This is a genomic window from Gracilibacillus boraciitolerans JCM 21714, assembly GCF_000521485.1.
In the GTDB taxonomy this organism is placed as follows: Bacteria; Bacillota; Bacilli; order Bacillales; family Amphibacillaceae; genus Gracilibacillus; species Gracilibacillus boraciitolerans.
The window spans coordinates 1-26,884 of the sequence record NZ_BAVS01000026.1 but is presented as its reverse complement, the minus strand read 5'-3'; the positions used below and the strand labels follow the sequence as shown (position 1 = coordinate 26,884).

General features: G+C 37.4%; 23 protein-coding genes, 1 pseudogene and 1 riboswitch. Of the genes and pseudogenes, 17 read left to right on the top strand and 7 right to left on the bottom strand.

Going from position 1 to position 26,884, the window contains the following annotated elements; genetic code table 11:
- Nucleotides 1-600: 600 nt before the first annotated feature.
- From JCM21714_RS18590 to JCM21714_RS18580, 3 genes are all read left to right on the top strand, one after another.
- Nucleotides 601-2,766, top strand: coding sequence for a lamin tail domain-containing protein (locus JCM21714_RS18590; protein ID WP_052000681.1), 2,166 nt, complete (start codon nucleotides 601-603; stop codon nucleotides 2,764-2,766).
- Between the two features lie 116 nt (nucleotides 2,767-2,882).
- Nucleotides 2,883-3,842 (top strand): hypothetical protein, encoded by a 960-nt coding sequence (locus JCM21714_RS18585; protein WP_052000680.1) that lies wholly within the window; start codon nucleotides 2,883-2,885, stop codon nucleotides 3,840-3,842.
- A complete protein-coding gene (locus JCM21714_RS18580) occupies nucleotides 3,814-5,598 on the top strand; it encodes a metallophosphoesterase (protein WP_158413523.1) in 1,785 nt (594 codons plus the stop codon). Before JCM21714_RS18585 ends, JCM21714_RS18580 begins: the two co-directional genes overlap by 29 nt.
- Nucleotides 5,599-6,114: 516 nt before the next feature.
- Here JCM21714_RS18580 and JCM21714_RS13635 read toward each other — a convergent pair.
- Together JCM21714_RS13635 and JCM21714_RS13630 are read right to left on the bottom strand one after the other, a co-directional pair.
- Entirely contained in the window at nucleotides 6,115-6,684 is a 570-nt protein-coding gene (locus JCM21714_RS13635; protein ID WP_035725177.1) for a YdhK family protein, read from the bottom strand.
- A 438-nt stretch (nucleotides 6,685-7,122) separates the two neighbouring features.
- Entirely contained in the window at nucleotides 7,123-7,863 is a 741-nt protein-coding gene (locus tag JCM21714_RS13630; protein ID WP_052000676.1) for an amino acid permease, read from the bottom strand.
- Nucleotides 7,864-8,007: 144 nt separating this feature from the next.
- Here JCM21714_RS13630 and JCM21714_RS13625 point away from each other — a divergent pair, with 144 nt between their 5' ends.
- From JCM21714_RS13625 to JCM21714_RS13590, 8 genes are all read left to right on the top strand, one after another.
- Entirely contained in the window at nucleotides 8,008-8,358 is a 351-nt protein-coding gene (locus tag JCM21714_RS13625) for a sensor histidine kinase (RefSeq protein ID WP_035725138.1), read from the top strand.
- A 91-nt stretch (nucleotides 8,359-8,449) separates the two neighbouring features.
- Entirely contained in the window at nucleotides 8,450-9,031 is a 582-nt protein-coding gene (locus JCM21714_RS13620) for a hypothetical protein (protein ID WP_235182877.1), read from the top strand.
- Nucleotides 9,032-9,269: 238 nt separating this feature from the next.
- Nucleotides 9,270-9,899: a DUF3889 domain-containing protein gene (locus tag JCM21714_RS13615; RefSeq protein WP_035725132.1), complete on the top strand. Its 630-nt coding sequence runs from the start codon at nucleotides 9,270-9,272 to the stop codon at nucleotides 9,897-9,899.
- Nucleotides 9,900-10,076: 177 nt separating this feature from the next.
- Nucleotides 10,077-10,400 carry a lmo0954 family membrane protein gene (locus JCM21714_RS13610; RefSeq protein ID WP_035725131.1) on the top strand — a complete coding sequence of 108 codons (324 nt, stop codon included), beginning with the start codon at nucleotides 10,077-10,079 and terminating at the stop codon, nucleotides 10,398-10,400.
- A gap of 22 nt (nucleotides 10,401-10,422) precedes the next feature.
- The gene (locus tag JCM21714_RS13605) at nucleotides 10,423-11,052 is read left to right on the top strand and encodes a PspA/IM30 family protein (protein WP_035725129.1); all 630 of its coding nucleotides are present in this window, start codon (nucleotides 10,423-10,425) and stop codon (nucleotides 11,050-11,052) included.
- Nucleotides 11,053-11,142: 90 nt separating this feature from the next.
- Nucleotides 11,143-11,862, top strand: a complete 720-nt coding sequence (liaF, locus tag JCM21714_RS13600; protein ID WP_035725127.1) for a cell wall-active antibiotics response protein LiaF — start codon at nucleotides 11,143-11,145, stop codon at nucleotides 11,860-11,862.
- Nucleotides 11,859-12,881, top strand: a complete 1,023-nt coding sequence (locus tag JCM21714_RS13595) for a sensor histidine kinase (RefSeq protein WP_035725125.1) — start codon at nucleotides 11,859-11,861, stop codon at nucleotides 12,879-12,881. The genes liaF and JCM21714_RS13595 overlap by 4 nt, the downstream gene beginning before the upstream one ends.
- Nucleotides 12,882-12,883: 2 nt before the next feature.
- On the top strand, nucleotides 12,884-13,525 hold the full coding sequence (locus JCM21714_RS13590; RefSeq protein WP_035725123.1) for a response regulator transcription factor: 642 nt from the start codon (nucleotides 12,884-12,886) through the stop codon (nucleotides 13,523-13,525).
- A 24-nt stretch (nucleotides 13,526-13,549) separates the two neighbouring features.
- Here the strand turns inward: JCM21714_RS13590 and JCM21714_RS13585 are convergent, their stop codons facing one another.
- The 4 genes from JCM21714_RS13585 to JCM21714_RS13575 form a co-directional block, all read right to left on the bottom strand.
- Nucleotides 13,550-14,155: a YpmS family protein gene (locus JCM21714_RS13585; RefSeq protein ID WP_035725121.1), complete on the bottom strand. Its 606-nt coding sequence runs from the start codon at nucleotides 14,153-14,155 to the stop codon at nucleotides 13,550-13,552.
- 14 nt (nucleotides 14,156-14,169) lie between these two features.
- The gene (locus tag JCM21714_RS21920; RefSeq protein ID WP_235182876.1) at nucleotides 14,170-14,745 is read right to left on the bottom strand and encodes a GDSL-type esterase/lipase family protein; all 576 of its coding nucleotides are present in this window, start codon (nucleotides 14,743-14,745) and stop codon (nucleotides 14,170-14,172) included.
- Nucleotides 14,721-15,062, bottom strand: a complete 342-nt coding sequence (locus JCM21714_RS21915) for a hypothetical protein (protein ID WP_235182875.1) — start codon at nucleotides 15,060-15,062, stop codon at nucleotides 14,721-14,723. The genes JCM21714_RS21920 and JCM21714_RS21915 overlap by 25 nt, the downstream gene beginning before the upstream one ends.
- Nucleotides 15,063-15,352: 290 nt before the next feature.
- Nucleotides 15,353-17,026: a PLP-dependent aspartate aminotransferase family protein gene (locus JCM21714_RS13575; protein WP_235182874.1), complete on the bottom strand. Its 1,674-nt coding sequence runs from the start codon at nucleotides 17,024-17,026 to the stop codon at nucleotides 15,353-15,355.
- A gap of 78 nt (nucleotides 17,027-17,104) precedes the next feature.
- Nucleotides 17,105-17,215, bottom strand: a riboswitch (SAM riboswitch).
- A 175-nt stretch (nucleotides 17,216-17,390) separates the two neighbouring features.
- On the opposite strand from JCM21714_RS13575, the gene JCM21714_RS13570 reads away from it, so the two are divergent.
- The 5 genes and pseudogenes from JCM21714_RS13570 (at nucleotide 17,391) to JCM21714_RS13555 (ending at nucleotide 22,830) form a co-directional block, all read left to right on the top strand.
- A complete protein-coding gene (locus tag JCM21714_RS13570; RefSeq protein ID WP_052000674.1) occupies nucleotides 17,391-17,822 on the top strand; it encodes an Hsp20/alpha crystallin family protein in 432 nt (143 codons plus the stop codon).
- Between the two features lie 358 nt (nucleotides 17,823-18,180).
- A pseudogene (cls, locus tag JCM21714_RS13565) lies at nucleotides 18,181-19,631 on the top strand (cardiolipin synthase).
- 69 nt (nucleotides 19,632-19,700) lie between these two features.
- Nucleotides 19,701-20,519 carry an ATP-binding cassette domain-containing protein gene (locus JCM21714_RS24340; protein ID WP_369403600.1) on the top strand — a complete coding sequence of 273 codons (819 nt, stop codon included), beginning with the start codon at nucleotides 19,701-19,703 and terminating at the stop codon, nucleotides 20,517-20,519.
- Entirely contained in the window at nucleotides 20,432-21,592 is a 1,161-nt protein-coding gene (locus tag JCM21714_RS24335) for an ABC-F family ATP-binding cassette domain-containing protein (protein ID WP_369403599.1), read from the top strand. Before JCM21714_RS24340 ends, JCM21714_RS24335 begins: the two co-directional genes overlap by 88 nt.
- Entirely contained in the window at nucleotides 21,592-22,830 is a 1,239-nt protein-coding gene (locus JCM21714_RS13555) for an aminopeptidase (RefSeq protein WP_035725119.1), read from the top strand. Before JCM21714_RS24335 ends, JCM21714_RS13555 begins: the two co-directional genes overlap by 1 nt.
- A 254-nt stretch (nucleotides 22,831-23,084) precedes the next feature.
- Here JCM21714_RS13555 and recQ read toward each other — a convergent pair whose 3' ends face one another.
- Nucleotides 23,085-24,869, bottom strand: a complete 1,785-nt coding sequence (gene recQ / locus JCM21714_RS13550) for a DNA helicase RecQ (RefSeq protein WP_035725116.1) — start codon at nucleotides 24,867-24,869, stop codon at nucleotides 23,085-23,087.
- A 174-nt stretch (nucleotides 24,870-25,043) separates the two neighbouring features.
- Here recQ and JCM21714_RS13545 point away from each other — a divergent pair.
- A partial coding sequence (locus tag JCM21714_RS13545; protein WP_035725169.1) for a cation:proton antiporter occupies nucleotides 25,044-26,884 on the top strand: 1,841 nt, incomplete at its 3' end.

Here is a 26,884-nt window from a genome sequence, read left to right as displayed (position 1 = left end):
TTTCCACCACTTTTTTAATGGTAAATTATAACTTGTTTATTTAATTGAAATGAACAGATAAAATATTATTTATTTTTCTTTTTTTGAAATTGTCCCAGATGAAGAGTAGATATAGAATTTGCAAATAACTGACTCTTCGCTATTTAATACTAAAAACAAATTAATAGACAAGATTTCAATCAATTAATATTTATTTACAATAGATTAACAGATAGTTAATCTATGAACCTTACAATTAAGTTGACTAAATTAATAGGAGGTTCAAATGAAAAAACAAGCCATTAAGAAAAAGAAACTGAAACATGTGTCGCTGTTATTGATTTTTTCTTTACTACTGCTAGACATTGCTCCGATCTTCCCGTCAATTCGGTCCAGGCTGAGGAATCTAACAATCGTACAGATGAGTCTATTGTTCAAGAAGAAGCCAATGAAATTCCAATCGAAAAGAAGGACACACTAGAAACATCAACAACACATCAACAAGAATCTAACATAACTAATCCAGGTGTAGAAGATTCCACACCAGAACTAGAAGAGAATTCTATAGAGCAAGTTACCAAGGATGAACCTGCTTCAGATCAAGAGGCTACTACAGGTAGTGTGAACGAGGAAAATTCCAAAGAAGCTGATGAAAAAGCAGAAGTAGATTATAACTTACTTCCTCAACTACTTATTACAGAGATTATGCCTAATAATGATGGGGGGGCAGATGACTATGAATACTTTGAGGTGTATAACAATTCGAATCAACCGATTATTGTAGATCATTATACTATAGCCCTTCGTTATACAGATGGAAGTGGTAATCCAGATGTACCATTTGTATTCGATCCAGTAACAGTTCAGCCTAGTCAAACACTTGTATTTTGGCGAAATAATGCAAACAAGTCCTTAGATGATTTTAATAACTATTATCAAGCTTCGCTAACGGCTCAAGATGTCGTCGAATATGATGGTGCAGAATTTTATAACAGTGGTAATCGTGGTGTGGTTGTAAAGAATAAAGAGAATGAAATGGTGTCGGTGAACTACTTACCAGAAGATATTTCTAGTGGCAGGGTAGTCGAATATACGCACCCAACTAGTGGCACAGAGATGAAAACATATCAAACTGTCACAGACCCAAGCCCTGGTTCGATAAAAGAAGAACAATTGCCAGCACAAGTAGTGGATGTACCGGAAAATGCCGAACCAGTGATCGATCATCAACACTTGCATAAGATAGAGGCAGGTAAAGATGTTACAATCGAAGCGAAAATTACAGATGATCACAATGATCTTGATGCAAAAGTTTTCTATAAAACAATCGATGAAGATACATACAACCAGTTAGTAATGACTAAGCAGGAAGGGGGGGACGCATATCAAGCGGTGATATCGGCCAATGACATAGTAGCAGACCAAATGAGTTATTATGTTACGGTAACTGATCCAAATCATAGGGTAACGTATCCTGCACCAGATAAATCAATAGAAGTTATGAACCAACCGGAGATAGAAGAAGATACAAAGGCACCTGAGATTACTCATACTCCAGTAGCAGAAGTAGAAGCTCTTTCTTCGATTACGATCGATGCAACGATTGTAGATAATCTTGCTGTGCCTACAGCTACCCTTTTTGTCAAAGGAGAAGAGGATGAAACATTTACTGCATTAGCGATGAGTCCTACTGCAAGTGATACTCACTCCTATTCAGTAGAAATTCCAGGATTCTACGTGAAATCGACAATGACCTATTATATTGAAGCAACTGATGGCACCAATGTTAGTAAAACAGAAGAATACACGATCAAAGTCAGGCAGGAAGAAAGCAATGATGATCAAGTGCCAGAACTACTAGTGACCGAAGTCGTACCGGATTCGGCTAACGTTGGTTCTGCAGATGGGTATGAGTTTATCGAAATTTATAACAACACAAACAAGCCGATTAACTTTAACGATTATAAAATCCAATACCGCTACGGTTCTGATCCTGAGAGTGATGTTATCTGGCCATCAGTTCCGGATGATGTAGTTATCCCATCAAAGGAAACACTCATTTTTTGGATTATCAATGGGCAAAATGATAACCAAACAGTGGAAGACTTTAATGCTAATTATGGCACTAGTTTAGTAGATAACAAGGACATTGTCCGTATTTATAGTGCTGGAATGGCCAATGGCAGTATGCGCGGACTTATTGTAGCGAGCAATGTCGGCCGGGAGCTGTCAATTGCTTATTACAATGATGTAGAAACACAAGATGACACACATGCAGATAAGGGAATTTTATACAAGTATCCAGTTGATGGATCCAACATGATGGAGAAGGTAAGCGCAGGGCTTACTGCTGCAACACCGGGAAGCGTCGAGTCATTCCAGGTTCCAAGTGAAACGGTCACAGTACCTAATGATAATGTAGCTCCAGCCATTGAAAATATGACGGAGCAAACAGAGGTTAATCAAACAGATAACATCCAATTAAAAGCAGACGCAAAGGACGATTTAGAAGTAAAAACAGTTCAAGTCTATTACCGTACTGATGACGAAACAGACTATCAAATGGCATTACTTGAAGCAGGTTATGATGATATGTTGTTCCACCATATCATTTATTCGCCAGAAATTATAGCCAAAGAGTATGTGGAATATTACTTTGTCGCATCTGATGGGATAAACAAAACAACAAGTGACGTACACAAAATTAAAATAACTAACTCATTAGATGTTTCTAGTTTGCGATTGAATGTCGATGAAGGACAAATTATTAGCGGGGGGAGCAGGTAATCAAAGGTACATCGAAGGATGATGCTCCAGAAGATGTTCGTCTTTCGATTGACGGTGCCGAACTTAGCACAGATCTATACCAATCTATCGAACATTCACCATATCTTGCTTTTGAAGTGAGTGGGATCAATACGTACTTTCAGAATGGAGTAACTATTGGTGATTCTGTCATCCATATTTTTGATGATTGGATTGCGCAATGGGAAACTATTACCGTTAAAATTGAGCCAGAACAATTAGACATTGGTGATAATACGATCACGATCCGTGCAGGAAATAAAGCGACTTCCTGGGAAGGAGATCCAGGTGAAAATAGAGATGATTATAATCTCCGAAATGTGCGTCTTGTACTGTCGAATGGAACAGAGATTAGAGATGTCAATCACGCAGACCCTACTACCGTTTATGATATGGGTGATGAAGGTACGTACCGTGTAGCAGAAGATTTTATTTTTACAATTTCAGATCAACAGGCAACATCCATTGCATATAAGTGGGATACAACAGCTGTTGCAGATGGAGAGCATACAATTAATGTTCGTGATCTTGACGAGTCAATCGAAGCGAATGTATTCATTGATAACACGGCACCTGCAGTTAGTACAAATGTAGAAGAAGGGAAAGAATACAAAGGGGGGGTATTTGAAATCAATGCAACGTTTACCGATGCTATTGCTGGTATAGAGTCAAGCCGTGTTTTGCTAGATGGTAAAGAAATTGATATACCTTATGCGACTTCATCAGGAAAGCTTACTAGTGGTAGCCATGAGTTGAAACTAGAAGCAACGGATAAAGTCGGAAATCAAGCGACAAAGGTTGTAACTTTCTCTGTTGTAAATGAAAATCCAGACAAGCCAGTATCTGACACGGATGCCAGTCAACCTATTAATGGTGATCCTATTCTTAAGGTGAATGTTCTTGACCCTACAAATGATGCGGTGGATGTGACGTTTTATCAAGGCTACCAGTATACGCCAAATGATGTTGATCGAGTAAAATCATTTAGTAATGCATCAGACATCGAGCCACCCGACACGCAGGTACCAAGTGGGGGAGACCATGTTTACAGAAGATGATATTTCATTAACCTCCACATTAGATAAAGAATATATGATTACTGATTCGTCTACACAATTTCCGTATCATCGGTTTGATGTGACCGTTGACAGTGAGGTGGACGAAGAAGATATCGTTGAACTTGTGTGGAATGGTAACTCACTTCCAGGTCGGAAAGTAACGATGTATGCATGGAATCACACAGCAAATAAATGGGAAATTATAGATTACCACGTTGCTGAAACAGACGACTTTGAGTTAAAAGGAACAGTAACTGTTACAGATTTTGTAAAAGATTATCAGGTGAATGTTCTCGTGCAGGACGAGATACCTAATAGTTCAACTGATTATGATTATACATTTGTTTGGATGACGGATACGCAATATTATTCTGAAAGTTATCCATATATTTTTGATCAACAAACAAAGTGGATTGCTGAACAGCAAGAGGAAATGAACATTCAATATGTTTTCCATACAGGAGACCTTGTTGATGAGTCAGATAAGGAATATCAGTGGATTAATGCAGATAACTACATGAAAACGTTAGATGATGCTAATATTCGATATGGTGTACTTGCTGGTAATCATGATGTGTCACAAAAAACGAATGATTACACAGAGTATTATAAGTATTTCGGTGCGGATCGATTTAAAAATAAATCGTACTACGGTGGTTCTTATCAAAACAATCGTGGCCACTATGACCTGATTTCTGTCGATGGAAATGATTATATTATGGTTTATCTTGGCTGGGGGGGTGTAGAAGATGAGGGAATTGCATGGATGAATGAAGTGCTTGCTCAACATCCAGATCGAATTGCGATCTTAAGTTTTCATGAGTACTTGCAAGCAACTGGAACGCGTCATCCACTTGGTGAAAAACTGTATAATGAGGTTGTTTTGCCAAATAAAAATGTTGTTGCGGTACTTTCTGGTCACTATCATGAAAGTCAAATGCTAGTAGACGATATTGATGATGATGGTGATGGCACGATCGATCGAAGCGTTTATCAAATGCTAGCAGATTATCAAGCAGGCCCAGAAGGCGGACAAGGCTATATGCGCTTGCTTCACTTTGATACGGATAATAATCGCATCATGGTTAATACGTATTCACCTTACATGGATGACTACAATTATTACAATCCAGATGCATATCCGGGCAAGGATGAATTTGCGATTGATTTGGATTTAACACCAACAGAAAAACGAGTGGCAACAGACTATTTTTCAGTTAATGTCTATACAAATAATGAGATAGGTGCTGTGAAAAACGTAGCAAGTGGTGAATCAGCCGAGGTAATTTGGACGGGTCTTGAAGAGGGTAATACCTACTCATGGTACACAATTGTTTCTGATGAGTTTACCGGTGAAGTAAGATCAGATATTTGGACGTTTGTTAAGGGAGAAAGTGAGATAATAGAAAGTCCTGTTCCGGTACCTGGTGACGGCGCAGATGAGGATGGACAGCCGGGAGTGCCTGGTAATCCAGGTCGGGATGAAGAGTCACCAGAGGCTCCCGTTGATCCTAATGAAGGTGGAAGTAAGGATGGTACTTCTAAAGATCAACCTGATTCCGGCGATCAAATCGGATCCAAAGACCTGAATAATGGGGGGGATGACCAAGAAAAGGAAAACCTGCCAAATTCAGATGAAAACGGCGAAAAATTAGCTAACACATTTTCTAACATGTTTAACCTTCTAGCAATAGGTTTTGCGATGATACTACTTGGAGTTGGACTGTTAATGTATCGAAAGCTGAAAACAGTATAGTTAAGGAAGGAAAGAGACTGAGACGAAAGTGATTTGATATAAGTAAAAGCCGAACAATGATGCGAATTCTATGAGGAATTTGTTATCGTTCGGCTTTTATTTGCACAGCAGGAAGATTATGTGAAGTAACTTCGATTTGCTAAGTAGTAATTTTGAAATTAATATTAGGTGTAACAACCGTTCCGGCATGCACACTTCGTTTTGCGAGGGGGGGCGTGCTCTTTAACTAACTTTATATACAAGATCACTTTACAAAGTGGATTTTCAGATCACGCTGATCCACAGGAGTCGAAGTGGACGCTTTCGCTAGATACCATGCTGATCAAGGAATAACACCCATAATTATCATGATCATCAAACGGATTCAGATCATATGAGTCATCCTCATCACGATGAGCATGGCGGACATAGTTATATGATCGATGATTTTAAAAAATGAAGGCACACCCGACTTAATAGTTAGGGTGTGCCTTTTGACTGGATAATGAAAGATTACTTAATTAATAATTTTGAAGATTATTCAGCAGGTGTAAATTCATCTTCGGTAAGCCATTTATGGTTTGTAACCTTCTCACCAGAAGTCGTTAATTCAAAATCAACCATATACACAGTTGTTTTTGTTGCTGAGTCAATTTCAGCCGTTGCTCCATCCATACCTTCCATATGATCAGCATTTACGATTGCTTCGTCTCCTGTTTCTAACGGCTCATCACTCGGATTTTCTAACTCTTCGTGAATAACCCATTTATGATCGGTCACTTTTTGACCGCCATTTGTTGGAGTATAAGAAATGGTATATACAGTGGTGTCATATGCACCAGTAATAGTTGCTTCAGCACCATTCATACCTTCCATATGATCAGCTTTGATAATAGCTTGACTACCTTCTGGATAAGTTGGATTGGAAGCCTCTTGCAGGCCTTCTGGTACTTCATCAGATCCGGACATGTTCATGTCAGAGTGATCCATCCCATCCATTTCCTCTTCTGTATTAGATTCCGATTCTTTAGCACTTTCTGGATTGGTTTCTTCTGTTTCACTACAAGCAGCTAATACGATGAAAGCTAACAGTAGAATTAATATCATTTTAAACTTTTTCAATTATTATCCCTCCAAATAATTAGTCATTTATAAAATACCTGATTTAATTGCAGAATATGTGCAGGTTCGTATATAAAGCAATTTTTATTCATACTATTTTGTGCCTTTTTAAAAAATATTATTTACAAAGATTCTTTAAAACCATGAATTGGATCTAAGTTTTGTTACAAACCATTTTTCTCCCATGAAAGTTATAATTAATATAATAAGTGAAACAATAACGATTAATAGATCCGATTGTAATTTCACCCAAACAAATGCTGTTAAAATAATTCCATCAAGCGTAAAGGCAGCACCTACAACTATTAGATTCGATTTTACTTTTTCTTTTTAGTTTTGTAAGTAATTCCTAATGGATGATCATATCCATAATTAAATACAGAATAGCACCCATCGAAGCAATTCTGCTTAAATCAAAAAAGATTAAACCATTGCAATTACTATGGTATAGACGAGTGTATGGCGTTGAATATTACCAGGCATACCGAAATGACGATGTGGGATTAATTTCATGTCCGTCAACATCGCTAACATACAAGATACTGCAAACACACTAGCAATGATACCTGAAATGGTAGCGATTATGGCGATAATAACTGTAAACACAACCCCCCCCAGATTACCTAATACAGGTTCAGCAGCGGCAAGAGCGAAGTCTTTCTTTTCTATAATTTCATCAATCGATAAATTACTGGACACAGCCCAGGCAATCAGAACATAGACAAACAAACTAATTAAAATAGAAAATAAGATTGCTCTACCAACATTTTTCTTTGGTTTTTCAATTTCCTCCCCCCCTTGATTGGTGAGCGTTGTAAAAGCTTTAAATGATAGTATGGTTAATGCAATGGCCGCAATAAAACTAGTAACGGTAGTCTCAGGTGATTGACCTGAGCTTTCAGCCGGTTGCAAAGAGAAGTTAGCTATAATAAGTCCTACTCCTGCAAAGACTAATAATTCTATAATTTTCAATAATGAGATGACAGAAGTGAACGATTGAATAAATCTATTATCAGAGATATTCACTATAAAAGCAAAAATAAGTAAACCAACACCTAATATTGGTACCCACATACTGTTTTGGCTGATATCGAATAATTGTAGAGTATAAGTACCAAAAGTCCTTGCAACTAAACTTTGATTAATCACCATGGAAAAAGCCATTGATAACGTCGCGAAATCAGTAAAGAGGATATGCTAAAGTATAGTGCTATTAAAGATGAAGCAGAGTAGCTCTCTATTTTAATCAAAAACTTATTTGATTTAGCAAAAGTAGATCAGAATAATTTTGTAATTAATCAGGAATGGGTGGCGCTAGATAGTATAATTCAAACGGTAATTAGGCGCATGAAGCCAGCTTTTGATAACAAAAACATATCGATAGATGTGAATTGTCCAGAAAATTCAAACGTATTTATTGACACAGCACCTATGCAACAAGTATTCATTAACCTGTTAGATAATGCTCATAAACACTCAGATCAGATCACGTCGATTTGCTTAAAAGTTACAGAACACAAAAGTACATTGGAGATTGTAATACAAGATGAGGGGGAAGGTATTCCAAAAGAGGAACTTTCAGGAGAATATGCTAGTGGATGTATTTTTATAAATATTATTACAAATCCATCTTGCGTAAAGATTGAAAATATACTATAGTTAAACTACACTGAAATAGTATTTTTTTCCACAACAAATTAGTGTAGTAGACAGATAGATTCAATCTCAGTAAAGTTGCAAGGGGGGGTGGATGGAAGTGAAGATGAAAAAGATTTATCTTCTTTTCACAGATACGGGCACGATGTTATCACGAATGATAAACCTTTGTACCAAATCCACACTTAATCACGCATCCATAGCATTTGATACATCCATGATAGAAGTGTACAGTTTTGGACGGAAACAAGCCTATAATCCATGGAGTGGAGGTTTTGTCAAAGAAGATTTGCGCTCACCTTTTTTTAGTCACGCTAAATGCGCCATTTATCAATTATCGATTACAGAGAATACGTACCAATTATTGTGGCACCGTATTAAAAAAATGGAAGTGGAAACCGACCTTTATCGTTATAACTTATTAGGATTATTCGGAGTACTTTTTAACATGGAATGGAACAGACAACATGCGTTTTTCTGTTCGGAATTTGTCGTTACCGTGTTAAAAGAGGCTGGATTATATAGTAACGATAAACCGGCTTGTCTCATCAAACCACAGGATTTAAAGGAATGGCATGCCTTACAGTTAATTTATCATGGTGATTTATCGATTTATTTACAACAGCACGGTGGATATGAAGTGCAGATACCGTTATGGAAAAGAATTTATAGTTAACAGCAATTATTTAAATTATATCGAAAAAACCTTTATGTACGTCATAAAGGTTTTTCTATTGGATGAGTTGAATGAAACAATGCTTCGTAGGGGGGGGACTAACTATAATTCCTGTGAAGAGAATGGAATGATATCTTTGATTCAAAGAAGGCTGAATGTTTTTTTAGGTTACTGTCACAAAAGAACTATAGGCGTACATAAACTATCCTGAATGAATATTTTTAGCAGGAGGGATTATATGTACTCAAATTATGGATATGGCTATCCTTTTCAAACGTATTATCCATACCCAATTTTTCAGCCACAAGATGCATATCAAGATTGGCAAAGACAAAATTATATCAAGGGACAGGCGACATGGACAGAAGGAGGAACGACGACACAGTGCAACATTCCGTGGTCCTATTATCAATATATGACAGCGGCTGTAAGTAGCAATTCCCCGTATCAGTGTGGTCAAACATTGAAAGTGAAAAATCCACAGAATGCAAGAGAAATCATTGTTACTGTTGTCGACTCTGTGCCTAATGTATCTGCCACAAACATTAATTTGCACCGCAAGGCATTTGAAGCTTTAGGAGCAAACCCGGCCATCGGTGTGCTAGCCATTGAATTTCAACCATCGCCAGAACTAGAGCAAGTAAAATGGGGGGGCAAATATTTGTTAGAGGTGACACAAATAGCTTACCCTAATTATCATGTTACCGATTATCTTTTTGTTGAAAAAACACAACCTACCTCAAATAAAATTAAAGAAATCTATGATTATACTTTACAGTCACAACAAGAGAGGATCAAAGTCAGAGGAACTGTTGTCTATAATCCAACTACTGAACGAGTTATATCCTTTGATATTAAAGAGTTATGATAAAAGAATTAGATTAAGTTTCCTGATAACGAAGATAAGAAGAGAGCTAGTATACACGCTAGCTCTTTTCTTATTTCTATAAAATAAGCCTCAAGTCTTAGTTGAAAATATATCTTCAGCCAGTTATGTCATTCTGGTAAAAAAGATATGATGAAGACATGGAAGGAGGAAACACACATGAAAACATTTCTACTCATTTGCTTAGCGGTTATTGCAGCATTAGTTCTATTAACCAATCTCGGTACCATGATTTTATTATTGATTAGTATTGCGGTTGCCTATTACGGTGTAAGAAAATTTATTATGGCCACAACAACTGGATCAAAGGTGGGCTGGGGGGGCATTGTCATTTTAATTGGAGCGTCGATGTCACTATCGAATATCCCGGCTCTAATTGGCGTGGTGGCGTTAGTAGTACTGTATTATATCTATAAAAAATGGCAACAGGAAAAACAAAATAAATACTATAAAGATAATGACTTATCCTGGGATAAGCTTTAAAAAATCAAAGGAGGAATTAATAATGGCAAACTTACTTACACGTATCAAAGACTCGATGATGGCGGATTTACACGATTTAATGGATCAAAAGGAGGAAAAAAATCCAATTGCACATGTAAATCAGTATATTCGTGAATGTGAACAAGAAGTAAAAAAAATTAAAGTTCTTGTCGAAAAGCAATATGAAATCAAACAGGATATATCGAAAGAACTAAATCAATCAAAAGCAATGGTGGAAAAGCGTAAGCGTCAATATCAGCTTGCTGAAGAAATGCAAGAAACAGAGCTGGCTAGTGAAGCAAAAACAGAACTGGACCAATTTGAAGCAAGAGTCACGCAGCTGAATGATATGTATGATAAATCGGTTAAAGATCTGGAAATGATCGAAAACAAATACGTACAGATGAAACAAAAATTAAAAGATTTATATGTGAAACGTCTTGAGCTAAAAAGCAGAGAAAATGTGGCACGCACAAAAGAAGGAATGAATAAAGTATTGGAGACAGAACTTGTATCGAAGAGTGCCTCTAAATTTGCCGAATTGGAAAGCTATATAGAACGAATCGAACAGCGCGTACATTCTGAATATCGCTTGCACACCTTAGATGCCCGCTTTCAGGAATTGGAAAAAAAAGTTGCGAATTCTAATTAAAAACATGCTATTCTATAAAGGTGCAGATTTTTCTGCACCTTTTACCACTTTTGCTGTGTGAAAGAAACCAAACAAAGGAGGCCTGTGAATATGTCGAAAAAAGCAGGATATGATTTTTGGCAATTGTTATTAATCATTGCTGGTGTATTCTTACTGATAGAATTTATTTTCTTAGATGTAGGCCTTCTGTTTCTGACAGCCCTTGGAGCGTTTGGTCTTTATATTGGTAAACGTTCTTATCAATCAACAACAGGTAAAACGATCTTCTGGGGGGGTGGTGCTTTTTTTGTTTTTATTGCTATTATTAATACATTTGCGATTAGATTCTTTATATTTATAATAATTATCTACTTTATCTGGAACTGGTATCAAAATAAGGGAAAAAATAATGTCTCAAGATACATTGATATTACAGAAGAAACGATCTATGAAGATCGAGTGATCAAAAATAAATGGTTTGGTAAGTATCATACGACAGAGGAGGCGTTTGCCTGGCAGGATCTTAATATTCAATCTGCCGTTGGCGATGTTGTTATCGATTTAAATAATACGATGCTTCCGAGAGAAGAGTCTGTGATGATTATTCGTCACCTGGTAGGTAATATCAGTATTATTGTTCCATATGATGTGGAGGTTACGATTGATCATGCCGTAGTATTTGGAGACATTGATGTATTTGATCATCAGGAAAAAAATTCCTTTAATCGGACCCTTCAGTTACAAACAAAAGGATATCATTCTGCACCTCAAAGAATTAAAATCTATACCCAAATGCTGGCAGGAAAGCTTGAGGTGAGAAGGGGGGGATGAAGTTATATACAAGAATTATTTCGAGTAGTATTTTATTTTCCTTCTTACTGTTTATCATCCTAAGTATCTTCTTTTATTTAGCTTTTCCGATCAATGATTTTCGTTTATTATGGACGGTAAAGGTATTGGAAGTACCATTTGTAATTATGCTCCCAACGGTTACTCTTCTGTTTGGCTGTATTATTGGCCTCGTGATGGCTACCTTCTGGCAAAATTGCATGAAGTTTTTAGAAAAAAATATTAACCGATTATTGAATAATCAATCCTTTACTGATCCGATTGCTTATGAAGAAATGAAAATTGTCCTCAGTCGTTTAAAGGAAGTGCAACAATATATTCAGGACCAAACGAAGCGCGCCCAAAAGTTAATAGAAGAAAGAGCTAATGCGCATGAAGAAACGATTAATCAGGTTATTTCAGAAGAAAGAAATCGATTAGCGCGAGAACTGCACGACTCTGTAAGTCAGGAATTATTTGCTGCTTCAATGCTTGTTTCTGCTGTATTAGCTACAGATACCCAAACCAATTCGAAGCAGCTTTATCAGATAGAAGCTATGATTCAGCAGGCCCAGCTGGAAATGCGAGCATTGCTGTTGCATTTAAGGCCTATTTTACTGAAGGATAACTCTTTAAAAGAAGGAATGGAGCAATTATTAGAGGAGTTACATACGAAGGTTCCTATGAAGATAACTTGGCGAATCGAAGAGGTTATCATCAATAAAGGAATAGAAGACCAATTGTTTCGTATTTTACAAGAATCGATCTCTAATGCATTACGTCATGCTAAAGCTGAAAATATTGATGTGTTACTGATTAAAAGGGATGAATTTTTAATTTTAAAAATTGCGGATGATGGAATAGGATTTAATTTAGAAGAAAAACGGAATAATTCATATGGCCTGACTAATATGTATGAACGTGCCGCAGAGGTTGGTGGGCATTTGAAAGTTGTCAGCATCCCAACGGAAGGGACAAAAATTGAAGTGCGTGTGCCATTGATCAGTGAAGGAGGGAACTAGCAATGATTCGGGTATTGTTTGTGGATGATCATGAAATGGTAAGAATTGGCGTAAGTGCTTATTTGGCAACACAAAAGGATATGGAAGTAATTGCCGAGGCCGATAATGGTGAAAAAGCAGTCGAACTAGCATTAGATCTAAAGCCAGATGTGATTTTAATGGATTTAGTGATGGAAGAAATGGATGGAATCGAAGCGACCCGTCTCATTATTGAGCAATGGCCCGAAGCAAAAATTTTAATTGTTACTAGCTTCATTGATGACGATAAGGTCTATCCCGTATTAGAGGCCGGGGGGGCTACCAGCTACATTTTAAAAACGTCAAAGGCAGAAGTCATTGCTAAAGCAATTCGTGATACCTATGCGGGAGAATCCGTCTTTGAGAAAGAGGTTACGGCCAAAGTAATGGCCAAGATGAGACATAAACAGACCATTGCATTACATGACAGTTTGACAAATCGAGAAATGGAGATCTTATTACTGATTGCCCACGGGAATACGAATCAAGAGATAGCGGACCAGCTTTTTATTGCATTAAAAACAACCAAAGTACATGTGAGTAATATCTTAAGCAAATTGGAAGTTCAAGATCGGACGCAAGCGGCGATTTACGTATACCAAAATAACTTAACAGAAAAAAAGTAATAACGGCCGGATAGCGTCCAGCCGTTACAATCCTAATGTTTTATTAGGAACCTTAATTCGAAAGGAAATGTTATCATTTTCTAAATCGATCTGTTGTGCCCTTACACGGAAATTACTCTTTAATTCCATCTTTGTCAGGGCAATGTAAATTTGCTCTTCCTTGGGATCGATTGTGATCCACTCAGGGGTTTCGATTCGGCTATTAACATATTGTAAAATGCGATCCTCGGGTAGTCTCAATAAACCTAGTGACATTCCAGTTGCGTGTAAAATAATATCACCATTCTCTTGTACAATTGGTTCAAAGCTAATAGTGACAGGAACCTCTGTTGAGAAAGCTGCTACCGTTCCCATTAAATGTACTTCCTCATCAAATTTAACTGCATATTGAATGTTACCTGGTTTAGGAAGCTTATCAATATACGCATTCACCAATTCATTTAAATTGGTTTTACTTGATTTAACCGTGAATTCTGCACCTGATTCATCCTCGAGGAACACTTTTTCTGGGATCTCTACATCAGGAGCTGGCCAAAAAATGAAAAGTAGAATTCCAAGAAAAATAACTGAGTTAACTACTATTAAAGTAATGAACATTTTTTTCCAATTAGTTATTTGAGATTCTTTCATTATTATGTCATCCTCTAGTTTTGTGCTTCGTCAATATCATTTTCTAAATAGTTAATGACTCGTTCTGCGATTAACTCATAGCCTTTGCTATTTGGGTGAAAGTTATCTTCTGCAAACACATCTTGAGCTTCGTTTTGGTAAATATCCTGCATTGGAATATAGGTTACCTGATCATATTGATTGGTAACTTCTAAACTTTTGTGATTCCAGCGTGTTAAAATTTGTCTTAAAGGCTCGATATCACCAAAGTATTTTTCAAAGGGATTAAAGAAACCTAATAAATATACTTCTGCCTCTGGTTGAACTGATAAAATATAATCAAAAATTTCAGACAGCCGATTCCCATATGGTTCGCGCGCTTCTACAAAAGGTTCTACCGTTAAATTCATAAAATTATCCTTCATAATTTGCATAATGTCATTTGCACCTATCGTCATCAGAACGATATCAGCATCTTCAAGCGCTTTAGTAATTTCGGGTTCTTCATGTAATCTTTTTAACAAATGGTCTGTGCGATTTCCACGCTTGCCGAAATTATCAAAAGTAACGTCGTAATTCTGTTCGTCTAATCGATCTTCCAGAATCCCCACATACCTTCATTGCCTGTTTCATCGCCTACTCCTTGTGTAAGAGAATCTCCAATCGCCACAATATGGGTATCTTTCTGAAAAAAGTTTAAGGCGTCAAAGACATCCCGTACTCCGTCTTGGATATTTTGGGAAATTGATGCTTCCTCTTCTTCTACGGGTTCTTCTGTTGTATCTTCTTCTGTAATGTCTTCTGACGATTGCTCGTTAGCAGGTTCCACATGCTCAGAAGACGGATCTGGCAAAGCGTAAAATAAAAATACTCCTAACGATATAGCTGTAATTAATATCAGAAGCATAATAAGTTTTTTCTTATGCATGGACAACACCTACAATATAAAATCTCTTCCATAATATATACCCATTTAATGATTCTAACACACTTCAACTTTACTGTGTTATACCATATGCAAACAATTTAAATATCATGCTGGAAGAAGAATACTTTTTATAAATGATATGTATTGTATCAAACGAATGTTTGGCAGGTAAATAGATAAGGAGCTTTTGATGAAATCAAAAGACCGCAAATCTATGAAAAGGTTTGCGGTCTTCCTGTATATATATTTATCTTGGGGGGGAGATAAATAACGGTAATTAGGGAGAAGGATTATTCTCCGCGGCGTAAGCGATCAGCTTCTTGATATGGACATTTATTTTCAATAATAATTTGTCCGTTCGCTTCAGCCTTGCCTTTGACACTTTCATTTGTTTGCCCTTCAGCAAACCAGACTATCTTGGCCTGGTCTGAATAAGCATTTTCTGCTTCATTACTGTCGACAACAAATAAAATGTCGACATCACCATCAATATTGTCGGCCGGTATCACTTGATAGCCTAATTTTTGTAATTTAACAAGTGCCTCAGATTGTTCAATAGCTCCAGCAACAGCAATTGTTTTTGGACGAATCTCACCATTTTCTCTAGCCAATGGAGAGGATAATGCCCAACTAATCGCTTGATCAGCGTTAGCTTTAATTGTTGGCTCACTATTGGTAGCTGTAGCAATTGCCTGATCAAGGTCAGCTATAATATCATCAGCTGATTCAATACCAACAGAAAGTCGAATGAGTTCTTCAGTAACACCTGAAGATTTTAACTCTTCCGCATTTAATTGTTGATGTGTTGTAGATGCCGGGTGAATAATAAGAGATTTAGCATCCCCCCCTACATTGGCGACATGTGACCATAATTTTACATTATCAATTACTTGTCGACCTGCTTCTTTTCCACCCTTTATACCAAAGACGATAATCGAACCAAAAAGGTTACGGAAAAAATATTTTTTTGCTAATTTATTTGATGGATGGTTTTCAAGTCCGGGATAGGATACCCATTCGACTTGAGGATGATTCTCTAAATAATTAGCAACAACTTTTGTATTTTCACTATGCTGCTGAATACGCAAGTGCAATGTTTCTAGACCCTGCAAGAAATAAAATGCGTTTTGCGGGCTTAATGATGGTCCGATATCGCGAAGTAACTGAACTCGCAATTTAATTGCAAATGCAGGTGGTCCAATATCAATACCAAAGCGGATACCGTTATAGGAGTCATCGGGTTCAGTAAAGCCTGGGAATCGTTCGCTGTTCCAATTAAAGCGCCCGCTATCAACTACTACACCACCGATGGAAGTACCATGCCACCAATCCATTTTGTTGCAGAGTGTACGACAATATCGGCGCCCCCAGCTAATAGGTTTACATACATATGGTGTTGCAAACGTGTTATCAATAATTAACGGAATTCCGTTTTCGTGTGCGATATCTGCGATGACTTCGAGATCAAGCACATTTAAACTAGGGTTTGTAATAACTTCGCCATAAATTGCTTTTGTTTTTTCGGTAATCGCTGAGCGGAAATTCTCTGGATCTGTTCCATCAACAAATTTCACATCAATTCCGTACTTTGGTAATGTTTTGTTGAATAAATTAAATGTTCCGCCATATAAATTACTATCCGCAATAATTTCATCGCCCGCATTTGCTAAGTTTAGAATCGCTAATGTAATCGCAGATGCGCCTGAAGCGGTTCCTACAGCTGCTACACCATCCTCTAGCAATGCAATGCGTTGTTCAAATGCATCTACAGTTGGATTCATAATTCGAGAGTAAATGTTCCCCATTTCTGCCAGTGCAAACAGATTTTGGGCGTGCTCCGTATTATTAAACACATAGGAAGTAGTTTGATAGATTGGAACGGCACGAGCATTTGTAGCAGGATCAACCTGTTGGCCGCCATGCAATAGTGTTGTTTCACTTCGTGGAAATTGAAAATTTGTCATTATGTACCCTCCTAAAATAAATTAAAAACCTCTTTCTTACAAAAGTGTAAGAAGAGGTTATAGTATCAGTGTGTCCTCCTCTTATCTTTCAGGTCTAACCTGTAGGATGTAGCACCTTTTCAATTTGTTGTTCAAACTGACGGTTGCCGGGCTTCACAGGCCTATTCCCTCTGCCACTCTAAATAAGAGTTTCGCTTTATTCAATTGCTCTCATTATAAGGTATATTTTGGATATGGTCAAATGAAAATTCAGAAAATTACATATTTTGTTGAATGAGCATTTGTTACTGACTCGCATAAGATATAGTGGAGATTACAAGGAAAGGAATGAGATGATGGCACAAAATAAAGGGAATATACCTGAATGGGGGGAGAGGACTTTATTAAAAAGCTTGATTCCTTTTTATATGATAAGCCGACTCGTAATGTGATGGAGACGATTGATAGTTTTTTTGAACAAGCAAAAATACCGAAGCAAATTCCCGTTGATGTTGTTGAAACAGACACGGAATGGATGGTGCAGGTAGATCTTCCGGGCTTGAAAAAGGAACAAATAGAATTGAAGTTGTTAGGAAACCAAATAACGATTATCGTTCATCATAAGGAAGAGAAAGAAAAGTATGATGAATCTTTTCAATATTATCGTAAAGAGCGAAGACAGCATCGCAATCAACGGACGATTACACTTCCTTATGCCGTTGACAAAAAGTCAGCAAAAGCGAGCTTTCATAATGGCGTTTTAGAAATAAAGGGACCTAAAAGTCAAACAGATACTGGTTCGATAACAATCGACTAATCCCAGACAGAGGAGCAACAGGAAAGTAAGCACTACATTTCCTGTTGCTCGTTATTACTTTTGATTATACAAGCAACGTTTACATAATACATATAATAATGAAGAAAGTTGTCTGTAAATTTATCCTTTCGCTAATTCAAGCATAGACGTCGATGAAACTCCCGACGAGGAGCCAGGTCATCGTGAATTCAGGCTCACGCATAGAAGGAAACCCTGACGAGAAGCCTCCTGTGTTGGATGATAGATGAAGTAAGTTTTGCTCCTTGAGAGGTTACCGATTTGGGTGTTCAGCTATTTTGCGCCATTTGTGCTATATTATTAATAGGAAAGAGATATGAGGGGGGGAGGGGGGGTTAGAGTGGAATTAACACAATTTATCATTAGTTTCGTTTTAATTTTTAATATTATTTTGTCATTAACGATAATTTTCTTAGAACGCAAAAATGCAACGGCAACCTGGGCATGGATAATGGTGTTGACATTTATTCCTATATTCGGATTTATTTTATATCTAATTTTCGGAAGAAAGCTAAGTAACAAAGCCATCTTTACATGGGATACCAAAAGTAAGTTAGGTGTAAAAACAGCAGTACAGCATCAATTGAGGGAAATTGAAAGTGGCGACTTTTTTTTAAAAGATCCAGGAATGTCACAGTATGAGGACTTATTTTATTTACATTTACGTAATAATGATGCGATTTATTCGCAAGATAATAGTGTTAATGTTTTTACAGATGGGAATCACAAATTTAATTCCTTGCTTGAAGACATCGATCAGGCAACGGATCATATACACCTGCAATATTATATTGTGAAATCAGATCATTTGGGGAATCGTTTAGCTGAGGCACTGATCATAAAGGCAAAAGAAGGTGTCGAAGTTCGTTTTCTCTATGATGACTTAGGTTCTCGTACATTGAGTCGTAAATTAATACGAAAAATGCGTGATGCAGGAGCAGACGTAGAAGGTTTTTTTCCACCGTTAATTCCGAAAGTTAACTTCAAAATAAACCATCGTAATCACCGAAAATTAGTCATTATTGATGGGAAAATAGGTTATATAGGCGGTTTTAATATCGGGGGGGATGAATATTTAGGAATGGATAAACGCTTCGGTTATTGGCGTGACACGCATTTACGAATTGTCGGCAGTGCTGTTAAGAATCTTCAAACCCGTTTTATTTTAGATTGGAATCAGGCATCTCGTCATGATATTGAATATGATGAGCGTTTTTATGATTCCACTTCTGATGGAAATACTGGGATGCAAATTGTTTCGAGTGGTCCTGATTCTGATTGGGAGCAAATCAAGCATGGTTACATAAAAATGATCATGTCAGCTAAGGAATACGTCTATATTCAAACCCCCCCTATTTCATACCTGATGAAAGCCTGTTAGACGCCGTCAAGATTGCCTGTCTTTCAGGAGTAGATGTTCGAATTATGATACCTAACAAACCGGATCATCCCTTCGTATATTGGGCAACTTACTCCTATATTGGGGGGGAAATGCTAAAAGCAGGTGCAACGGTTTATATTTATCAGAAAGGCTTTTTGCATGCTAAAATGATCGTAGTGGATAATAAAATAGCTTCTGTGGGTACGGCTAATATTGATGTTCGGAGTTTTCGTCTGAACTTTGAAGTTAATGCTTTCTTATATAATGAGACCTTGGCAGAGATACTCGTTGATGAGTTCAAAAAGGATATGGAAGATGTAACACAGCTTACATATTCTTTATACCAGCAACGCTCCACATGGATTCGCTTCAAGGAATCCATCGCAAGATTAATTTCACCGATCTTATAACACTTTTCAGAGAATTAAAAGTGTAATGATGATGATACATAACGTTTTTTCCTAGAAAGGATAGATAGAATGCGTGGATTGAAAGTAGAAAGTTTAGTAAAAACATATGGTGAAAAAGTTTTATTTGATAAGGTTTCATTTGCGATAACAAACACAGATAGAATTGGTTTAATCGGGGTTAACGGAACAGGTAAATCTACTCTGTTAAAAGTGTTAGCTGGAATCGACCATGCAGAGGCAGGCGTGATGGATCATCCTAATGATTACCAGATTGAATACTTAGATCAAGATCCTCAATTAACGGAAGGGGGGGATACAGTACTTAATCAAATATATAACGGTAATGCAGACATTATGGTGACGTTAAGACAATATGAGGCTGCCGCGTTAGCGTTAGAGAAGAACCCCGCGGATCAGGAAACACAAAACCGTTTATTTAAAGCACAGGAAAAGATGGATCAATATCAGGCATGGGATGCCATGACAATTGCTAAGACAATATTAACAAAGTTGGGTGTACCCTCTTTTGAACAAAAAATAGAACATCTCTCTGGTGGTCAGCGTAAGCGGGTGGCCATTGCCAAAGCATTGATTCAGCCTGCAGATTTGCTGATATTGGATGAGCCAACAAACCATCTGGATAATGACTCGATAGAATGGCTGGAAGAGTATTTGCCGAACTATCGTGGAGCCATCTTGTTAGTTACTCATGATCGCTATTTCCTAAATCGCATTACCAACGTATTTTCGAGCTCGATAAGGGTAATTTATATACGTATACAGGTAACTATCAAATCTTCTTGGAACAGAAGGCACTCCGGGAAGAACAAGAAGTACAAGCAGAACAAAAGCATAATAATATACTTAAAAAGGAAATCGCATGGTTAAGGGCAGGCGTTAAAGCAAGAACAACGAAACAAAAAGCCAGAATTGATCGAGTAGAGCAACTGAAAGAGAAATCATTTGCTACTGCAAAAAAAGATGTGAGCTTCTCAGTTGGTTCGACTCGACTAGGTAAAAAAGTAATGGATATTCAGGATTTGAAAAAATCCTATGATGGAGAGGTTTTGTTTGAGGACTTCAGTTTTCTGATAAAACAGAATGACCGGCTTGGTATTGTAGGTGCCAATGGTAGTGGGAAAACAACATTATTAAACATTCTCGCTGGACTGATTGAACCAGATCAAGGAACAATTGATATTGGGGGGGAAACGGTAAAAATAGGATATTATACACAGGATCATCCTCCATTAGATGAGTCGGTAAAAGTCATTGATATTGTCCGCGATGTAGCAGAGGTTGTCCATACGATTCAAGGCGACATCATTACAGCGGAGCAAATGTTAGAACGCTTTTTGTTTCCGCGATCGCAGCAATGGACCCAAGTTCGCAAATTATCAGGTGGTGAAAGACGTCGACTTTATCTTTTAACTGTACTAATGAAGGAGCCAAATGTCTTATTCTTAGATGAACCTACGAATGATCTGGATACCGAAACATTGGCCGTCCTGGAAGATTATTTAGATCAATTTCCGGGAGTGGTGATCACCGTTTCTCACGATCGTTATTTCCTAGATAAAACCGTCGAGCAAATTATTGCATTTACTGGTAAACCAACATTAACAACCTTTTATGGTAATTATTCCGAATTTAGAGAGCAACAGAATGAGGAAGAAATAATAAGTAAGCAAGAAAAGGTTCCACCTCAGGATTCCAAACAAAAAAAGAAGAAGTTATCTTATCACGAGCAACAGGAATGGGATAAAATTGAAGAAGATATCAGTGATTTAGAAGCTAAACTAGAGGAATTAGCAGTAGAGATTACTGAAGCTGGTAGTGATATAGAAAAAATTCAACCCTTATATGATAAGCAAAGTGACTTTGAAAACCAACTGGAAAAGAAAATGGAGCGATGGGAAGAGTTATCCGTCCTCGTAGAAGAAATCAAGGAGGAATCGTAATGGCTGAACAAAAACTAAAAGAAAAATATGCAGAACTCGCATTAAAAACAGGTGTTAATTTACAAAAAAATCAGGCATTAGTAATTAATTCGTCTATTGAAGGGGGGGCAGATTTCACCAAAATAGTCGCTAAAAAAGCATATGAGTTAGGTGCCAAAAATGTCCATATTAACTGGACAGATGATGAGCTAACCTTAATGAAATTTCAATACGCCGAAGAAGATGTACTTACTGATATTCCAGATTGGCAAGTAGCTAAGCATTTAGATTTTGCCGAAGATGGTGCAGCACTGTTAGCGATCCGTTCGACAAATCCAGACTTATTAAAGGATATTGACCCAGGGAAAGTTGCAAAAGCAAACAAGGCGAGTGGCGAAGCAATGAAGGGATTTCGTCAATATACGATGAATGATCGTATTCCATGGTCGATCATCTCCATTCCAACGGGAGATTGGGCTCAAAAAATCTTTCCTGATAAAACGAAAGAAGACGCAATCGAAAGCTTATGGGATCAAATCTTTAAAATCGTTCGCGTCGATCAGGGAGATCCTGTAGCGGCGTGGGATCAACACAATAATACGTTGAAAAAGGCACGTGAATTTTTAAATAAAAAATCCTACCGTGCGCTTATTTTTAAATCAGAAGGCACGGATATACGTTTTGAACTGCCAGAAGGTCATATTTGGAAGGGTGGGGCAGCTAATACTCCAAATGGTAATGCGTTTAACCCGAATATGCCAACAGAAGAAGTGTTTACTATGCCACACAAATACAAAGTAGATGGCAAGGTGACTGCAACGAAACCGCTGGTATACGGTGGTAATATGATTGATGGCTTTAGTTTCACATTTAAAGATGGAAAAGTAGTCGACTTTGAAGCGAAACAAGGTTATGAAACGTTAAAGCATTTATTAGAAACAGATGAAGGTGCGATGAGATTAGGGGAGTTAGCTCTTGTTCCACATGCTTCACCAATTTCACAATCAGGTCTGATCTTCTATAACACGTTGTTCGATGAAAATGCATCATGTCATATTGCTTTAGGAAAAGCCTATCCTACTAATTTAGAAGGTGGATCAGATATGGATGAAGAACAGTTAGATAAACATGGTGTGAATGACAGTTTAACACATGTTGACTTTATGATCGGCTCAGCAGATTTAGATATTGACGGTGAGACAAAAGATGGTAATCAGGAACCTGTATTTCGTAACGGAGAATGGGCTGTAAAATTTTAATAAATAATAATAAAAAGTTCCGCTATTTGAAGGCGGAACTTTTTTGCGAACAAAAAAGGGTAGGCTCAGTAAAACATATCCACTCGTTTAATCAAAAAAAATTATGCGAAAGTTCCAAAAGGATGAGTCTGAATGCACAGAAAAGAGTGTAAACTATGCAAAATTTCCGAAAGAATTACTTGGGATGCACAGAAACGGTTATTTATTATGCAAATCATTAACAATATTAGCACTGAAAGCATTGTATCAGAGTGTCACATACTGTCCGCAAAGCATGCTAAAAATTCCTCACCATATTGCTCGAATTTTTTCTCGCCAACTCCATGAATCTGTAACATTTCATATCTTGTTTTTGGCTTTACCACAGACATTTCACGCAATGATTTATCTGAAAAGATCACATATGGAGGAACAGCTTGCTCATCTGCCAGGCTTTTCCTTAGTGTCCGTAATTGTTCAAAAACTTCCTCATCATACTCGACCACTGCTTGTTTTTCTACCTTTGCAGTTTGAACAAACACTTTGTCCTCCCCCCCTTTAAGAACGTCAACAGCTCGAGGACTTAACTTTAATACTGGGAAACGTCCACCTTCTGCCACTAAATAATTTTCAGCAACGAGGAATTGAATAAACGAAACTAATTCCTTTTCCGTAAAATGCTTCAAAAGCCCATAGGTAGACAGTCTGTCAAAACGGAATTGCTTGACCTTCTTGTCATTAGAGCCTTTAAGAACTTTGGCAACTAAGCTGGCACCAAAACGTTGATCCATTCGTTTCACACATGATAATACCATTTGTGCCTCTTTGGAATGATCTACTTTTTCTAAATCATTATTACAGTTGGAGCAGCGTCCGCATTCGCTGTGATCCGATATTATGTCATTAAAATACTCGAGGATATATTGCTGTAAACACTGATCGGTATGACAATAATTAATCATGGCTTGTAACTTATCATATTCTTTCTTCTTTTTTGGTTCTTCCATTTCTGACTGATCGATTAAGTACTTTTGTAATGTGATGTCCTGTCCGGAGAAAAGTACAATACACTGACTTGGTTCACCGTCACGACCCGCACGACCCGCTTCCTGGTAGTAGCTTTCTAAATTCTTTGGCAAGGCATAATGAATCACGTAACGGACATTTGACTTATCAATTCCCATGCCAAATGCATTGGTTGCGATCATCACTCGAACGTTATCATAGATAAAATCATTTTGAGCCTCTTTACGTGCATTCTCTGCCATGCCAGCATGATACTTTCTAACGGAGACCCCCCCTTTCTCCTTTAATAAAAAGTATAATTGATCAACCTGTTTTCTTGTGATCGCATAAATAATCCCAGCATCTTCGTGATGGTTGTTCACATAGTCCAATACAAAGCCGTTCCGATCATGCCCCTTTACCATTTCAAAAGATAAATTATCTCTGGCAAAGCCAGTATTTACAACCATCTCGTCTGTTACATTTAATAATTGCTGTAAGTCATGTATTACTTCTGTCGTCGCAGTAGCTGTTAGACCTATTAATGTTGGCTGATGATTTAGCTGATGGACAGTATCAATTACTGTACGATAGCTTGGCCGAAAATCATGGCCCCACTGTGAAATACAATGAGCTTCATCGAAAGCAATCAAAGAAACATCCAGTGAATTAATCATGTGAAAGAAGTTGCTGGAATCAAAGCGCTCCGGAGCTACATAAATGAATTTGTATTTGCCTTTTCTAATAGCTGTTATTCTTTCAGTTTGTTCATTAGTGGTGAGTGAACTATTAATATAAGTAGCCTCTACTCCCAGAGCCTCCAGTGAATCGACCTGATCCTTCATTAAGGAAATAAGCGGGGGGGAGATCACAATCGTGATACCACCTAAAGCCAAACCAGGGATTTGGTAACAGATTGATTTTCCTCCACCAGTTGGCATAATAGCTAAGGTGTTTTGCTGAGTTAGGACCTGGTTAACTATTTTTTCCTGTCCAGGTCGGAAGGCATCATATCCGAAATAATTTTTCAAAAGAGTTAAAGTATTTCTAACCATATATATCATCCTTTTTTATTTATCACGATTAATATCATAACATTTTTGACGTTTATAAATATAGCGCCGAACTAAATATATTTACATCGACTTCGTTAACCTATAGAATAGCGATAGCTTATTGTAAAAAAACATATGTGATAGATAGAAGATTCATAAAGTAAGGGAGGAGCAATGATGGATTCGTTATTATTAATGATCATGCTTATTGTTGTACTTGGAGTAGGATCACAATGGGTGGCATGGAAGTTTCAGTTACCGGCTATCGTAATGATGTCCATTGCTGGGCTTTTAGTTGGTCCTATATTCGGATGGATGAATCCTGAAGAGGCTTTTGGCGATCTGTACAGACCATTTATATCAATAGCTGTTGCGATCATCCTTTTTGAGGGTAGCTTAAATTTAAATTTTAAAGAAATCAAAGGTCTTGGTAAGCCGGTTTTTCGAATTGTAACATGGGGAGCATTTTTAGCGTGGATTTTAGGATCAATCACAGCACATTACATTGCTGGGTTATCCTGGGCGGTCGCATTTGTGATCGGTGGTATCTTTATTGTAACAGGTCCGACGGTTATTTTGTCATTATTAAGACAATCTAAATTGAAGCCAAAACCCGCTAAAATTTTAAAATGGGAAGGTATTATTGTTGACCCATTCGGAGCTTTACTAGCTGTTTTTGCTTTTGAAACGATTGTATTTCTCTCATTAGACGCGAAAGATCCTACATCCTTATTGTTCTTTCTTTTAGCCTCATTATTAGCTGTGATAATAGGGATTGTGTTTGGGAAAGTGACAGGCTGGATGTTTGAGTCAGGTCATATCCCTGAATTTTTAAAATCACCAGCAGTCTTTGCTGCAGTTATCGCCTGTTTTATTATAGCGGATGAGATCAAGCATGAAACAGGACTTTTAGCTGTTACAGCAATGGGGATGACTCTGGCAAACCTTGGTATCTCCTCGATAAAAGATATGCGGCACTTTAAAGAAAATATATCGATACTGTTAGTTTCAACGGTATTTATATTGTTAACCGCATCGCTGACACTAGATACGTTACTAGATGTATTTCAGCCAAAAATTATTGGGTATGTGTTATTAATGCTCTTTATTGTAAGGCCATTGTCGATCTTTTTGTCAACAATAAAGTCAGGACTTTCTTTACGGGAAAAAACGCTGGTCGGGTGGATTGCACCGAGAGGAATCGTAGCCTTAACCGTTGCCAGCTATTTTGCGACTATTCTGGCAGATAACGATTTTGAAGGAGCCTCGTTAGTTACATCCTTAACGTTTGCCTTGGTTTTTTCTACCGTTGTGGTTCATGGTTTTTCAATCGGCTGGCTGGCCAGGAAATTAAATTTGTCATCTGAAGGAAAACCAGGTGTCATCATCGTTGGGTCCAACCGTTTTTCAATTTCGATAGCAAAAGCGATGAAAGAGTTGGAAATTCCAGCTGTTGTAGTAGATTCCTCATGGGATAGATTGACACGTGCACGAAAAGAGGGGGGGATTCAGTATAACCATTGCGAGATTCTATCGGAACAAATAGAATATACCATGGACTTTACACCATATGATTATCTGTTGGCTGCCACTGAATATGATTCTTATAATGCCTTGGTATGCTCAACATTCTTACCAGAATTCGGACGCAAGAATGTTTACCGTTTACCAAGACAAAGTCATAGTGGGGGGGACGATATTATCGATATTGATCATACTATTGGAGGTAGAGAAGTATTTATGCCGGTAGAGGGAATCGAAGAGTTGAAGGATAAACTAAGAAGTGGTCATCTGTTGCGAAAAACATCCTTAACCAATCAATACACTTATGAAGATTATAAAAAGGATCGTGATACTCATACAATATTATTGTTTATCCTCAAGCAATCTAAAAAAATTGAGTTTTTTACGAAAGATATTGAATCCAATCCTTCCTCAGGAGATACGATTGTATGTTTAACGCCACCAAGTAAAGAGTTTAATAAAATACAAGATAAACTGAAAAAGAATCATAA

What these genes read in the sequence shown, in the direction of transcription:
- JCM21714_RS13635 (WP_035725177.1), bottom strand. Translation starts at nt 6,684, where the DNA reads ATGATATTAATTCTACTGTTAGCTTTCATCGTATTAGCTGCTTGTAGT.
- JCM21714_RS13630 (WP_052000676.1), bottom strand. Translation starts at nt 7,863, where the DNA reads ATGGCTTTTTCCATGGTGATTAATCAAAGTTTAGTTGCAAGGACTTTT.
- JCM21714_RS13620 (WP_235182877.1), top strand. Translation starts at nt 8,450, where the DNA reads ATGGAAGTGAAGATGAAAAAGATTTATCTTCTTTTCACAGATACGGGC.
- JCM21714_RS13615 (WP_035725132.1), top strand. Translation starts at nt 9,270, where the DNA reads ATGTACTCAAATTATGGATATGGCTATCCTTTTCAAACGTATTATCCA.
- JCM21714_RS13610 (WP_035725131.1), top strand. Translation starts at nt 10,077, where the DNA reads ATGAAAACATTTCTACTCATTTGCTTAGCGGTTATTGCAGCATTAGTT.
- JCM21714_RS13605 (WP_035725129.1), top strand. Translation starts at nt 10,423, where the DNA reads ATGGCAAACTTACTTACACGTATCAAAGACTCGATGATGGCGGATTTA.
- liaF (WP_035725127.1), top strand. Translation starts at nt 11,143, where the DNA reads ATGTCGAAAAAAGCAGGATATGATTTTTGGCAATTGTTATTAATCATT.
- JCM21714_RS13595 (WP_035725125.1), top strand. Translation starts at nt 11,859, where the DNA reads ATGAAGTTATATACAAGAATTATTTCGAGTAGTATTTTATTTTCCTTC.
- JCM21714_RS13590 (WP_035725123.1), top strand. Translation starts at nt 12,884, where the DNA reads ATGATTCGGGTATTGTTTGTGGATGATCATGAAATGGTAAGAATTGGC.
- JCM21714_RS13585 (WP_035725121.1), bottom strand. Translation starts at nt 14,155, where the DNA reads ATGAAAGAATCTCAAATAACTAATTGGAAAAAAATGTTCATTACTTTA.
- JCM21714_RS21915 (WP_235182875.1), bottom strand. Translation starts at nt 15,062, where the DNA reads ATGCATAAGAAAAAACTTATTATGCTTCTGATATTAATTACAGCTATA.
- JCM21714_RS13575 (WP_235182874.1), bottom strand. Translation starts at nt 17,026, where the DNA reads ATGACAAATTTTCAATTTCCACGAAGTGAAACAACACTATTGCATGGC.
- JCM21714_RS13570 (WP_052000674.1), top strand. Translation starts at nt 17,391, where the DNA reads ATGGGGGGAGAGGACTTTATTAAAAAGCTTGATTCCTTTTTATATGAT.
- JCM21714_RS24340 (WP_369403600.1), top strand. Translation starts at nt 19,701, where the DNA reads ATGCGTGGATTGAAAGTAGAAAGTTTAGTAAAAACATATGGTGAAAAA.
- JCM21714_RS13555 (WP_035725119.1), top strand. Translation starts at nt 21,592, where the DNA reads ATGGCTGAACAAAAACTAAAAGAAAAATATGCAGAACTCGCATTAAAA.
- recQ (WP_035725116.1), bottom strand. Translation starts at nt 24,869, where the DNA reads ATGGTTAGAAATACTTTAACTCTTTTGAAAAATTATTTCGGATATGAT.